The following is a 12,086-nucleotide window of genomic DNA, read 5'->3' on the forward strand; positions in this document are numbered from 1 at the left end:
CCAAACGCAGATTGACGCTGTCCTTGCCACCCATTGCACGGGAGGTGATGAGAGACGGTCTGACCTATCTGCCGCTCGAGCGCATGGCATCACTCAATTCCGAGCTTGAGCGCGTTGTAGCACAAGATGTTCCCGGAGATATTGCCGAGTTCGGCATGGCGCTGGGTGGATCCGCGATTGTGCTGGCCAGGCGTCGTGGCAGGCGACGGTTTTTCGGGTTCGACGTGTTCGGCCGGATACCCCCGCCAACCGATGACGATGGGGCGGATGCCCACAACCGGTTCAAGGTGATTGCCGAGGGAAAGTCGACCGGCATTCGCGATGGCGAATATTACGGGTACATGGATGATCTGTATGGCCGGGTCGTATCGTCCTTCGGGAAGTATGGGCTGAGCGTTGACAACCAGTCGATCATCCTTCGGAAAGGCTTGTTTCAAGACACGTTTTCTCCCTCGGAGAGCGACCGTTTCTGCCTGGTGCATATTGATTGCGACTGGTACGATCCTGTCTTCTTCTGCCTCACATCGGTGTCCCCGTGCCTGAACCCGGGTGGAGCCATCATCGTTGACGATTACAACGATTATGAAGGGTGTCGAAACGCGGTGGACAAGGTGCTGGCCGAGGATGCCTCATTGTGGCTGGAGCGCACGGTGCCGCACGCCGTCATCAGGAAGCGGCCATCATGAAAAACGCGCTGTGCCTTGACGCTCGGCAGGGCGCGGAATAGGACGTGCCGGCATCATCCGGAGAAGCATTGTGACCGCGCCAAGCACCGATCTGCCCATCACGCACCCTACGCGCTCGTTTCAGGGCCTCATCCTGACCCTGCACAATTACTGGGCTGCGCATGGCTGCGTGATCCTGCAGCCCTATGACATGGAAGTGGGCGCGGGCACGTTTCACCCGGCAACGACGCTGCGTTCGCTGGGGCCAAAGCCGTGGAATGCCGCTTATGTGCAGCCCTCGCGCCGGCCAAGCGATGGGCGCTATGGCGAAAACCCGAACCGGCTCCAACACTATTACCAGTATCAGGTGATCCTGAAGCCTAACCCCTCCAACCTGCAGGAGCTTTATCTCGGCTCGCTGGAGGCCATCGGCCTCGACATGGCGACGCATGATGTGCGCTTCGTGGAAGACGACTGGGAGAGCCCGACGCTTGGCGCATGGGGCCTTGGCTGGGAGTGCTGGTGCGATGGTATGGAGGTGTCGCAGTTCACCTATTTCCAGCAGGTTTGCGGCATCGAATGCGCGCCCGTGGCCGGCGAACTGACCTATGGTCTTGAGCGGCTGGCCATGTATGTGCAGGGCGTGGACAATGTCTACGACCTCAACTTCAACGGCCTCGAAGGCGATGCCAAGGTGACCTATGGCGACGTCTTTCTGCAGGCCGAGCAGGAATATTCGCGCTTCAACTTCGAATATGCCGACACGGACATCCTGTTCCAGCATTTCAAGGATGCCGAGGCCGAGTGCCGGGCAATTCTTGCGGCCGGCGCACCGGCGGATGAGGGGCACCTGCACAAATGCGTGTTCCCGGCCTATGACCAGTGCATCAAGGCGAGCCATGTCTTCAACCTGCTCGATGCGCGCGGCGTGATCTCGGTGACGGAGCGGCAGAGCTACATTTTGCGCGTGCGCGAACTGGCGAAAGCCTGCGGTGAGGCGTTTTTGCAGACGGATGCGGGCGGCGCGGAGAAAGCTGCTGCCTGAACAACTTCCTTTGGCGATTGAAGCGGCGGGGCGTATCATGGATGCGCCCCGTTTTTCGTACGGGGCCAAGGGAGGAAATCATGACACAGCATGGCTATTTCCACTGGAACGAACTGATGACCCGCGACACAGAGAAGATGAAGGCCTTCTATGCGGCGACGGTGGGCTGGACCTTTGAAGGCATGGATATGGGCGGCGGACAGACCTATTGGATTGCCAGGGCCGGTGGTGAGCCGGTTGCAGGGCTGTTTCCGATGGCCGGGCCGGATTTCGAAGGTGTCGAAGAGCACTGGATGCCCTATCTGGCGGTTGATGGCGTGGATGCGGTTCTGGAGAAGGCGAAGGGTAGCGGCGCCGAGGTTTTGCGCGCACCGTTTGATGTGCCCGGCATAGGCCGCATCGCCATTCTGCGCGAGCCCGGTGGCTCGAAGATCGGCTGGATGACGCCTGCCAACCCGGCTTAGCGCTCAGGATTGGACGGGGCAAACCGACGAGGGGACAGTCCCGACGCGTTTGAGAGCGTTGCGCGAAGCCCGTTGCGTTGCCCTCGTGCGTGGTTCGACAGGCTCGCCATGAGGGATGTGGTTGGCGGCAGGGAACCTGACCGAGAGTGTAGAGGCAGGCTCGAGGCAAATCCGCTCCTCATGGTGAGCCTGTCGAACCACGCACGACCATCCCGAAAATCGTCAGGCTGGATCGATCGAACCTGCAGGATGCAGGGCTTCGGCTGCAACAGCCATGGCGCGGGGCTCCTTTTGCTCTGCCGAAAGCGTCTGCAGGGCGCGGCGGATGCCGGAGGGGCGCTCGGTGCTGCCGGGCATGACCTGAAGGACCAGGCAGGCGCTGAGCGCGATGGAATGCAGAAGGGCGGGGGCGGCTGTCATTGTTCTCGTCCGGGTGGTGATCTGATACCGGTCAGTCGCAGCTGGCGACGAAAAGGTTCATTCGCACCGCGTGACGGGTGACATTGGCGGGCGGAGTTGCTATTGCCGGGCGCGATACAGTCCGCTTTTCAGAGATCTCCCAATGCCCGATCTTCTTCTCGAACTCCGCTCCGAGGAAATTCCAGCCCGCATGCAGCGCAAGGCCGCCGGCGACTTGAAGAAGCTGGTGACGGACGGTCTGGTGGATGCGGGGCTGACCTATGAGGCGGCGACCGAATACTGGACGCCACGCCGGCTGGCGCTCGATATTCGCGGCGTGACCGCCCGCTCGAAGGATGTGCGCGAAGAGCGCAAGGGCCCGCGCACCGACGCGCCGGAAAAGGCCATTCAGGGCTTTTTGCGCGGGGCGGGGCTTTCCTCCATCGATGAGGCCGAGGTTCAGAGCGACCCGAAAAAGGGCGATTTCTATGTCGCGGTGATCGAGAAGCCCGGCCGGGCGGCCGAAGACATCGTCGCCGAGATCATGCCGGGCATCATCCGCAATTTCCCGTGGCCGAAATCCATGCGCTGGGGCGCTGCATCGGCCAAACCCGGCAGCCTGCGCTGGGTGCGCCCGCTGCAATCGATCCTGTGCACCTTCGGGCCGGAAACCGAGGAGCCGGTGGTGGTGGATTTCGAGATCGATGGCATCCGCTCCGGCAATGTCACCTATGGCCATCGCTTCCATGCGCCCGACGCCATCACCGTGCGGCGTTTTGACGATTATGCGGAGAAGCTGGAAGCGGCGAAGGTCGTGCTCGACCCCGATCGCCGCAAGCGCATCATCCTCGATGACGCGCGCAATCTGGCCTTTGCCAACGGGCTGGAACTGGTGGAGGACGAGGGGCTTCTAGAAGAGGTCTCCGGCCTCGTGGAATGGCCGGTTGTGCTGCTCGGCGAATTCGAGGAAGACTATCTGACCATTCCGCCGGAGGTGATCCGGTTGACCATCCGCGCCAACCAGAAATGCTTTGTCTGCCGCCCGCAGGGCGAGACGGAAAAGCTGTCCAACCGCTTCGTGATCACCGCCAATATCGAGGCGAAGGATGGCGGCAAGGAGATTGCGCATGGCAATGGCAAGGTCGTGCGGGCGCGGCTTTCCGATGCGCTCTATTTCTGGAAGACGGACCAGGCTTCGCTACCCGATCTCGGCAAGCTTGAGGGCTCGGCAAAGACGTTCGGGCTCGATCTTTCAAAGCCGCTCGACCAGCGCATGGCGCGGCTCGACCATCTGGGCGTGACCTTCCATGCCAAGCTTGGCACGCAGGGTCAGCGCGTGTTGCGGATTGCGGCACTGGCGAAAGAGCTTGCGCCCGTGGTGGGGGCGGACCCGGCGGAGGCCGTGCGCGCGGCGCATCTCGCCAAGGCCGATCTTCAGACGGAAGTTGTGGGCGAATTCCCCGAGCTGCAGGGCTTCATGGGCCGCAAATATGCCGAATTGCAGGGCGAGAGCGATGCGGTGGCAGCGGCCATCGAGGATCACTACAAGCCGCAGGGGCCCAACGACGCCGTGCCGACCGATCCGGTGGCCGTGGCCGTCGCGCTGGCGGACAAGCTGGACATGCTCACGGGCTTCTGGGCGATTGACGAGAAACCGACGGGATCGAAGGACCCCTATGCGCTGAGACGCGCGGCGCTGGGGATGATCCGGATCGTGATTGAGAATAGGGTCACTCTTAATCTACTGGATCAATTTAGATTTTCGGAGACCAACGCTTCAGACAATGTAGACGCTGCTACGGTTGTTTCTTCGGAGGATATGCGTTCGGCCAGGAATCTGGACCTCCTCTCCTTCTTCCATGATCGCCTCAAAGTCTATCTGCGCGATCAGGGGGCGCGGTATGATCTGATCGATGCGGTGATCGCCGATGATGCCGACGATCTCCTCCTGATCGTGCGGCGCGTGGAGGCGCTTTCGGAGTTTCTGGCGACCACGGATGGCGAGAACCTTCTGGCAGGTGCCAAGCGGGCAGCGAACATCGTGGCCGATGCAGAGAAGAAGGGCACTGCCATCGCTGACAAGGTCGAGGCGAAGCTGTTTGAGACCGATGAGGAGCGGGCGCTGTTCGATAGTCTGGAAGAGGCGGAGAATTTTGCCGCTCAGGCCATCGCCGCCAATGATTATGTGAAGGCGCTCTCCTTCCTGGCGCGGCTGCGCCAGCCGGTCGATGCCTTCCTCGATGGCGTGATGGTCAATGCGGATGACGAAGCCGTCCGGGCAAACCGTCTGGCGCTGCTTTCACGCATTCGCAGCGCCACGGCACAGGTTGCCGATTTCTCCCGCATCACGGGCTAGAGCATCGGGCCGAAAAGTGGAAACCGGTTTTCGGATTATTCCGATGCTCCATCAATCGTTTAGATCGTCCATTGTGCGTCCGATGGACGCACGGCGATCTAGTCAACCGAAAACGTAGACCGCCAGCGCCACGGCGATATAGGAGGCAAGGCCCGCCAGCGGGCCGAGCCGCTGCAGATAGGCCGGTGGCGGGGTGCCGGGATGGCCGCGCCGGACGGCCATGAAACCGAGCACGGCGACGGCGAGAATGAAGGCTGCCGCCACAAGCTTGAGCAGGAAGGCGGTGCTCAAAAGCGCACCCTCATAGCGCACCAGCCATAACCACAAACCTGTCAGCCACAGGAGCACAACGCCTGAAAGCGTGATGAGCGTGAAGCGCGGGCGCAGCGCCAGAAGGCCCGGCGGCGGTGCGCCCTCGGAGCGCTTGGCCTGTATGGCCACCATCATCCCGCCCAGACCGCCGGCTGCCCCCAGCATGAGGCCGAACAGGTGCAGGATTTTCATGAAGGTCAGCATGGCGTTGGTCTCCGGACAATGATGCGCGGAGGGTGCGCCGCCCTGCGTGGAACGTCAAGCGTACCGGGAAGTGCTTTCCTGCCAGCCTGATGGCAGGAGCCTATTCGGGCTGTCCCACCGGCCCGCCGGAAGGCGGAGGTGCGGACGCAGGAGGCTTCGCCGCGGCGGTGCTTTCCGGCTCCGGCTTCGGGCGAGAGGCGGGCTTGCGCTCCGTCTGAGCTGCAGGCTCGGCCGGGGTCGGTTGGGGTGCGGTGGCCTGTCGCGGTGGCGTGGTCGCGGTTTCTCCGCCACGGATGATTTGCGGCATGCGGCGAGCGGCATGCGGGATGGCGCTCGTGGTCTCTCCGGCTTCGGGATGCATGTCGGGCAGTGCTGTTCCGATGCCTAAAATGGAGGGCGAAAGCCGAAGTTTTTCCGCCGACAGCGACGGGTTCAGCGAAGGGGCCGGGTAGGACAGGGGCACTTCAAGCAATGCAGGTGGAGCAGGGTTTTGCTGCTCGTATTCCTGCAGAGTGACTGTCGATGTTTGGTGCTGGGAAGCCTCGCCTGTCAATTGGAGCAGGGAAGTCGCGTGCGTGCCGCCCGCCAGAACGAGCAGCATGATGACGAGCAGTGGCTTGACCAGCCATGGCTGCATTCTCCCTTCCCCCCAATCATTGGCGGTTCTGGCGCGCGTATCATGGCGCATACGCCATCAAACGCGAAATGCATTAAGATTCAACAAACCCCTTCGTCGGCAAAGCTGTTGGCCCTGTCGCAGGTCTCCGGGATGTCGTTGCGAGGGACTGTGGGACCATGCCTGTCCTGTTGCCCGCGAGACCGGCCACAAACGAAATCCGCGCCGTGCCGTTTGCCATGCTTGCCCACATTCGGAAGGCGCGATACTCAACGGTGGGATTTTTGAAAGGACGTGCTGATTGGCTGACATTGTGCCGGAGAGTGAGGCGCTGCCACGGGCCGTGGAACAGCTGTGCGCGGGGGAGGCCATCGCCATCCCCACGGAGACGGTTTACGGGCTTGCCGCCGACGCCACCAATGGCGAGGCGGTGGCGCGCATCTATGAAACCAAGGGACGCCCGCAGTTCAACCCGTTGATCGCCCATGTGGCGGACCGGGAGATGGCCGAGCGCATCGCGGTTTTCAACCCGCTTGCGCATCGTTTGGCAGAGGCCTTCTGGCCGGGGCCACTGACGATTGTTTTGCCGCATCGCGCCGGTTCCGGCGTTCATCCGCTGGTGACGGCGGGGCTCGACACGATTGCGCTGCGTTGCCCGAAAGGCTTTGGTGCGCGGGTGATCGAGGCGCTGGGGCGGCCCGTTGCGGCGCCGAGCGCCAACTCGTCAGGCCGCATCAGCGGCACGACGGCTGAGGCTGTGGAGGCTGATCTCGGGTCTCGCATTCCGTTGATCGTGGATGGCGGGCCGACGCCTGTTGGGCTTGAATCCACCATCGTGAAAGTGGTGGAAAACGGCATTACGCTGCTGCGCCCGGGCGGCGTTGCAGCTGATGAGATTGAGCGTGTGGCGGGCATGGAGCTTGAACGCGGAGCCAAGGGCGTGCAGGCGCCCGGCATGCTTGCCTCCCACTATGCGCCCAGTGCCCATATGCGGCTTGGCGTGACAGAGGTGAAACCGGGAGAGGCGTTGCTGGCCTTCGGGCCTGAGCGAGCGGCGGGTGCGCAGAGCGCGGTTGCCATGCGCAACCTTTCGCAAAGCGGCGACCTGCGTGAGGCGGCGACCAATCTGTTCTCGCATCTCTTCGCGCTCGACAGGTCGGGCGCTGCCACAATCGCTGTCGAGCCGGTGCCCCTTGAAGGGCTTGGCGAAGCCATCAATGATCGCCTCGCGCGCGCTGCCGCACCCCGTGATTTTGACTATTGATGGAGCATCGGAATAACCCGAAAACCGGATTCCACTTTTGGTCCGATGCTCTAAAACTTCAGGAAACAGCATATCCATGACCATCGATGCTCGTCTTCTCGCCCGCTTTGCCGAAATCGTCGGCGAGCGCCACGCATTGACCGCTGCGGACGAGATCGCGCCTTATGAGGAAGAACCGCGCGGGCTGTTTCGGGGAAAGACGCCGCTGGTGCTGCGCCCCGGCTCGGTGGATCAGGTGAGCGCCATTTTGAAGCTTGCCAGCGAAACCGGTACGGCGATCGTTCCGCAGGGCGGGAATACGGGCCTTGTGGGCGGCCAGATGCCTGACGACGATGGCAACGAAATCGTGTTGTCGCTTTCGCGTCTCAACAGAATCCGTGAGATCGATTTGAAATCCAACACGGCGACGGTGGAGGCCGGAGTGGTGTTGCAGGTGCTGCAGGATGCGGCTGCCGAAAAGGATCGCCTTTTTCCCCTGTCGCTCGGTTCGCAGGGCTCCTGCCAGATCGGCGGCAATCTTTCGTCCAATGCTGGTGGCGTGGGCGCGCTGGCCTATGGCACGGCGCGTGATCTTTGCCTCGGTGTCGAGGTCGTTCTGCCCACGGGCGAGGTCCTTGACGATCTGCGCAAGCTCAAGAAGGACAACACGGGCTACGATTTGAAAGACCTGTTCGTGGGCGGCGAGGGCACGCTGGGCGTGATCACTGCGGCGGTGGTGAAGCTTTTCCCCATACCCAAGGGGCGGGAACTGGCCTGGGCGGCGCTGCCGACCCCTGCCGACGCGCTGCGCTTTTTCGAGCTGGCCAATGACCGCGCCGGCAACGGACTGACGGCCTTCGAGCTCATCGAGCGCACGCCGCTTGCCTTCACGCTGGCGCATGTGCCGGGCTCTGTCGATCCGCTTTCCGAGGCACATCCCTGGTATGTGATGATCGAGATTTCCTCCGGGCGTTCGGGCGACGATGCCAAGGAGCTCATGGAGGAAGTGCTGACTGTCGCCTTCGAGGAAGGGCTGGTGGTGGACGCCGCAATTGCCCAGAACGAGGGGCAGGCCAATGCCTTCCGCCATCTGCGCGAATCCATGTCGGAAGCGCAAAAGCCGGAAGGCGGCTCGATCAAGCACGATATTTCCGTGCCAGTGGCTGCGATACCCGAATTCATCGAACGTGCGGGCGAAGAGGCGCAGAAGGTCGCGCCGGGCTGCCGCGTGGTCTGCTTCGGCCATATGGGCGACGGCAATCTGCACTACAACATATCGCAGCCGAAGGATGGCGACCGCGACGCCTATCTCGCCCTCTACCGGAAGATGAACGACGCTATCCACGCCATCGTGCGCGATCTCGGCGGATCGTTCTCGGCCGAACACGGCATCGGGCGCATGAAGCGCGATGAGCTGATCGCCACGCAACCCGCCATCGCCACGGAGCTGATGCGCCGGGTGAAGGCAGCATTTGATCCCGCTGGCATCATGAACCCGGGTAAGGTGATCTGAATTCATCAGCTTTGGGCAGGGCGCGCAACGCACTCAACACTCCGGCATCGTCATGCCCGAGCTGCCCGCATTTACCTTCCGGTCATGCCTCTTGCCAGATCGTTACACTTGGTTGGAAATCGCTAACCAACTGTAAGGTCAGCAAAATTTAACCGACTTTCTAAGCCTGACGGTAACGGGCGCGGCGCTAGGGTGCCTTCCATAACGAGGCCGAAAACGGCCCGGTGAGAGAACCGGAAAACCGGCTCTCAGGAGTGACAGGAAGGCAAGAATATGAACAGTGGGCTCAAGCCAGTCTGGGCGGGCCGCGCAATGCGGCTCGACCCCTTTCGCCTGCCACAGGCGGTGAGCTATGCATCGCACGACGATTTCGGCGAAGTGTCCTTTACCGTGGACAATCGCGGCGTGCGTATGAAGCGCGTTCTCAACAAGAGCGGTCTGCCGGTGACCTTCGCACTGCCGACACGCGCGTTTCGCGGCGTTGCGGCACGCGCCATCGAGGATGATCTCGGCGATGTGACGGTGACGCTCGAACTGCTTCACACGGATGCGATGCTGTGCGTGCCGCTTCTGGTGGCGGGTGATCTGGACGATGTGGCTGCCGACTGGCGTGCATGGTCGGAGGCGCTGGGGCTTCCCATGCTGATGATCGAGGCCGACGGACTGGCCCGCCCGCTCGAAGAGAGCATTGGAGAGGTGAAGGCAAACCCGCCGAAGCACCGACGTCAGGGCCACGCGGTGCGGGCGCGCCGCCCGCGCTTCCTTGCACGCCGTCGATGCGGCAGCCTGGGTGTGCGCATGGTTGTTGGCGGAGCGGAGATCATCGCCCGCGACTGACTTGGGGAATCAGAACTGCGGGCTGATAACGGCCCACAGGCCCCCGCCGATCAGGCCGAGGAAGATCAGCCAGCCGACCACATTGTTGGAGCGGAAGAGCGCCAGACACTGATCCGGGTTGTCGATGTCGATGACCCGGATTTGCCGCGCCATATGGGCACCTGCGGCCACAAGACCGGCAAGTGCTGGCATCGGCACTTCGGCAAGCGCGAAGGCGACCGCAAAGAACAGAAGCGCGCCGCCATAAAGCGCGATCAGCCATTGGCGGGTTTTGTTTCCAAACAGGCGTGCGGTGGAACGAACGCCGACAATGGCATCGTCTTCCTTGTCCTGATGCGCGTAGATCGTGTCATAGCCGATGACCCAGAGGATCGAGCCGAAATAGAGAAGGACCGGAGCGAGCGACAGGCTCTCGAAATCAGCCGCCCAGCCCATCAGCGCACCCCAGGAAAAGGCAAGTCCCAGAAAGAGTTGCGGCCAGTCCGTGAATCTCTTCGCGAAGGGGTAAATCGCCACGACGATGAGCGAAGCAAAGCCGAGCGCTATGGCAAAGGCGTTGAATTGAACGAGCACCAGAAGCCCGAGCAGCGCCTGCGCCAGAAGGAAGGCCCAGGCCTGGCCGCGCGAAACCTGTCCGGAGGGCAGGGGGCGGGAGCGCGTGCGCTCGACCGCTTTGTCGATACGCTCATCCACCAGATCGTTATAGGTGCAGCCGGCCCCGCGCATGGCAATCGCCCCGACGAGGAAAAGCAGGATGTGCCAGAGCGAGGGAAGCACCTCGGCGAGCGGTGCGCCGGGCTGTGCATAGGCGGAGGCGGCAAGGGCGGTGGACCAGAGGCAGGGCCACAGAAGCAATTGCCAGCCGATGGGGCGGTCCCACCGCGCAAGCTGCGCATAGGGCCACATGCCGCGCGGCAGGATGCGATAGACCCAGTGGCCGGAAGGGGCATCGGCAACGCGGCCCTGACCTTGGCGGGACTGGATCTTTTCCATTGTGCAAATTGTCCGTTTTTGTGGGTCCTTCCTGCAGGGAGTGGCAAGCCCGCCTCTCCACGTCAAGCGTTTCTGTCGGGGAACGGCGGACAAGCGCCTTGATTTTCGGCGCGAAGGGCCATAGCCCGAAGCAAAGATTGAACAAGCGGGGATGCGCACGATGAATGTTCTCCTGATCGGGTCCGGTGGCCGCGAGCATGCACTGGCCTGGAAGCTGGCTGCATCTCCTGTGCTGACGAAGCTCTATGCCGCACCCGGCAATCCCGGCATGGCAGGGGATGCCGAATGCGTGGCGCTCGACGTGGCAGACCACGCGGCTGTTGTCGCCTTCTGCAAAGAAAAGGCCGTCGCGCTCGTCGTAGTCGGGCCGGAAGCGCCGCTCGTGGCAGGCCTTGCCGATGTGCTGAATGCGGCGGAGATCCGTGTTTTTGGCCCGAGTGCGGCCGCTGCCCGGCTTGAAGGGTCCAAAAGCTTCACCAAGGAACTGTGCGACCGCTATGCGATACCCACGGCAGCCTATGGGCGTTTCGACAACGCGCTGGCCGCACGCGACTATGTGCGCGAGCAGGGCGCGCCCATCGTCATCAAAGCGGACGGACTTGCTGCCGGCAAGGGCGTGACCGTGGCCATGACAGAGGATGAGGCCATCGCGGCCATCGACGACTGCTTTGACGGCAGCTTCGGCGAGGCGGGCGCTTCGGTCGTCGTGGAGGAGTTTCTTGAGGGCGAGGAGGCGAGTTTCTTCTGTCTGTGTGACGGCAGGACCGCGTTGCCCTTTGGCACCGCACAGGACCACAAGCGCGTCGGCGATGGCGATACGGGACCGAACACGGGCGGCATGGGAGCTTATTCACCGGCGCCTGTACTGGACGAGGCAACGCTTGCCCGCACCATGGCCGAGATCATCGAGCCGACGCTGAAGGGCATGGCGGAGATGGGCACGCCCTTCACCGGCGTTCTTTATGCGGGGCTCATGCTGACGAAGGACGGCCCCAAGCTCATCGAATACAATGTGCGCTTTGGCGATCCGGAATGCCAGGTGCTGATGATGCGGCTCAAGGAAGACCTCCTGCTCCTCATCAACGCGGCGGTGGACGGGCAGTTGGCGCACGTCTCGGCCCGCTGGCGCGACGAGGCTGCGCTGACGGTAGTGCTGGCGGCCAAAGGCTATCCGGCAAGCCCCGAAAAAGGCACCGTGATCGGCGGAGTGGACGCGGCGGGTGCTGATGAAGGTGTCGAGATATTTCACGCCGGCACCGCGATGAAGGATGGCGCGCTGGTGGCCAATGGCGGACGGGTGCTGAATGTCACCGCACTGGGCGGGTCGGTGAAAGAGGCTCAGGAAAAGGCTTACCGCGCGGTCGATCTGATCGACTGGCCGGAAGGTTTCTGCCGTCGCGATATCGGCTGGCGCGCGGTGGAGCGCGAAGGCTGACACG

At 62.7% G+C, this 12,086-nt stretch carries 12 protein-coding genes; 8 read left to right on the plus strand and 4 right to left on the minus strand.

Going from position 1 to position 12,086, the window contains the following annotated elements:
- Positions 1-47 precede the first annotated feature (47 nt).
- The 3 genes from HF949_RS08130 (at position 48) to HF949_RS08140 (ending at position 2,174) form a co-directional block, all read left to right on the plus strand.
- Positions 48-686: a TylF/MycF/NovP-related O-methyltransferase gene (locus HF949_RS08130; protein ID WP_292899744.1), complete on the plus strand. Its 639-nt coding sequence runs from the start codon at positions 48-50 to the stop codon at positions 684-686.
- Between the two features lie 97 nt (positions 687-783).
- Positions 784-1,710: a glycine--tRNA ligase subunit alpha gene (locus tag HF949_RS08135; protein ID WP_229448103.1), complete on the plus strand. Its 927-nt coding sequence runs from the start codon at positions 784-786 to the stop codon at positions 1,708-1,710.
- An 80-nt stretch (positions 1,711-1,790) separates the two neighbouring features.
- Positions 1,791-2,174: a VOC family protein gene (locus HF949_RS08140; protein ID WP_292899746.1), complete on the plus strand. Its 384-nt coding sequence runs from the start codon at positions 1,791-1,793 to the stop codon at positions 2,172-2,174.
- A 222-nt stretch (positions 2,175-2,396) separates the two neighbouring features.
- On the opposite strand, the gene HF949_RS08145 is transcribed toward HF949_RS08140, so the two are convergent.
- Positions 2,397-2,594: a hypothetical protein gene (locus HF949_RS08145; RefSeq protein WP_292899747.1), complete on the minus strand. Its 198-nt coding sequence runs from the start codon at positions 2,592-2,594 to the stop codon at positions 2,397-2,399.
- A gap of 142 nt (positions 2,595-2,736) precedes the next feature.
- On the opposite strand from HF949_RS08145, the gene glyS reads away from it, so the two are divergent.
- Positions 2,737-4,929 carry a glycine--tRNA ligase subunit beta gene (gene glyS / locus HF949_RS08150; protein WP_292899748.1) on the plus strand — a complete coding sequence of 731 codons (2,193 nt, stop codon included), beginning with the start codon at positions 2,737-2,739 and terminating at the stop codon, positions 4,927-4,929.
- A 102-nt stretch (positions 4,930-5,031) separates the two neighbouring features.
- On the opposite strand, the gene HF949_RS08155 is transcribed toward glyS, so the two are convergent.
- Positions 5,032-5,445, minus strand: coding sequence for a hypothetical protein (locus tag HF949_RS08155; protein WP_292899750.1), 414 nt, complete (start codon positions 5,443-5,445; stop codon positions 5,032-5,034).
- A gap of 100 nt (positions 5,446-5,545) precedes the next feature.
- Positions 5,546-6,082: a hypothetical protein gene (locus tag HF949_RS08160; RefSeq protein ID WP_292899752.1), complete on the minus strand. Its 537-nt coding sequence runs from the start codon at positions 6,080-6,082 to the stop codon at positions 5,546-5,548.
- Between the two features lie 280 nt (positions 6,083-6,362).
- Between HF949_RS08160 and HF949_RS08165 the strand changes: the two genes are divergently transcribed.
- The 3 genes from HF949_RS08165 to HF949_RS08175 all read left to right on the plus strand — a co-directional run bounded on the left by HF949_RS08165 (position 6,363) and on the right by HF949_RS08175 (position 9,654).
- On the plus strand, positions 6,363-7,325 hold the full coding sequence (locus tag HF949_RS08165) for an L-threonylcarbamoyladenylate synthase (protein ID WP_292899754.1): 963 nt from the start codon (positions 6,363-6,365) through the stop codon (positions 7,323-7,325).
- Positions 7,326-7,401: 76 nt separating this feature from the next.
- A complete protein-coding gene (locus HF949_RS08170; protein WP_292899756.1) occupies positions 7,402-8,817 on the plus strand; it encodes an FAD-binding oxidoreductase in 1,416 nt (471 codons plus the stop codon).
- A 273-nt stretch (positions 8,818-9,090) separates the two neighbouring features.
- Positions 9,091-9,654, plus strand: coding sequence for a DUF6101 family protein (locus tag HF949_RS08175; RefSeq protein WP_025029476.1), 564 nt, complete (start codon positions 9,091-9,093; stop codon positions 9,652-9,654).
- A gap of 9 nt (positions 9,655-9,663) precedes the next feature.
- Here HF949_RS08175 and ubiA read toward each other — a convergent pair whose 3' ends face one another.
- Positions 9,664-10,647, minus strand: a complete 984-nt coding sequence (gene ubiA / locus HF949_RS08180) for a 4-hydroxybenzoate octaprenyltransferase (RefSeq protein WP_292899759.1) — start codon at positions 10,645-10,647, stop codon at positions 9,664-9,666.
- Positions 10,648-10,807: 160 nt separating this feature from the next.
- Here ubiA and purD point away from each other — a divergent pair, with 160 nt between their 5' ends.
- Positions 10,808-12,082, plus strand: a complete 1,275-nt coding sequence (gene purD / locus HF949_RS08185) for a phosphoribosylamine--glycine ligase (RefSeq protein WP_292899761.1) — start codon at positions 10,808-10,810, stop codon at positions 12,080-12,082.
- Positions 12,083-12,086 lie beyond the last annotated feature (4 nt).

Source organism: Nitratireductor sp. (assembly GCF_017794765.1).
GTDB lineage: Bacteria > Pseudomonadota > Alphaproteobacteria > Rhizobiales > Rhizobiaceae > Nitratireductor.

Excerpts from the sequence above, each read along its gene's own strand:
- HF949_RS08130 (WP_292899744.1), top strand. The coding sequence starts at position 48 with ATGAGAGACGGTCTGACCTATCTGCCGCTCGAGCGCATGGCATCACTC.
- HF949_RS08140 (WP_292899746.1), top strand. The coding sequence starts at position 1,791 with ATGACACAGCATGGCTATTTCCACTGGAACGAACTGATGACCCGCGAC.
- HF949_RS08145 (WP_292899747.1), bottom strand. The coding sequence starts at position 2,594 with ATGACAGCCGCCCCCGCCCTTCTGCATTCCATCGCGCTCAGCGCCTGC.
- glyS (WP_292899748.1), top strand. The coding sequence starts at position 2,737 with ATGCCCGATCTTCTTCTCGAACTCCGCTCCGAGGAAATTCCAGCCCGC.
- HF949_RS08155 (WP_292899750.1), bottom strand. The coding sequence starts at position 5,445 with ATGCTGACCTTCATGAAAATCCTGCACCTGTTCGGCCTCATGCTGGGG.
- HF949_RS08160 (WP_292899752.1), bottom strand. The coding sequence starts at position 6,082 with ATGCAGCCATGGCTGGTCAAGCCACTGCTCGTCATCATGCTGCTCGTT.
- HF949_RS08170 (WP_292899756.1), top strand. The coding sequence starts at position 7,402 with ATGACCATCGATGCTCGTCTTCTCGCCCGCTTTGCCGAAATCGTCGGC.
- HF949_RS08175 (WP_025029476.1), top strand. The coding sequence starts at position 9,091 with ATGAACAGTGGGCTCAAGCCAGTCTGGGCGGGCCGCGCAATGCGGCTC.
- ubiA (WP_292899759.1), bottom strand. The coding sequence starts at position 10,647 with ATGGAAAAGATCCAGTCCCGCCAAGGTCAGGGCCGCGTTGCCGATGCC.
- purD (WP_292899761.1), top strand. The coding sequence starts at position 10,808 with ATGAATGTTCTCCTGATCGGGTCCGGTGGCCGCGAGCATGCACTGGCC.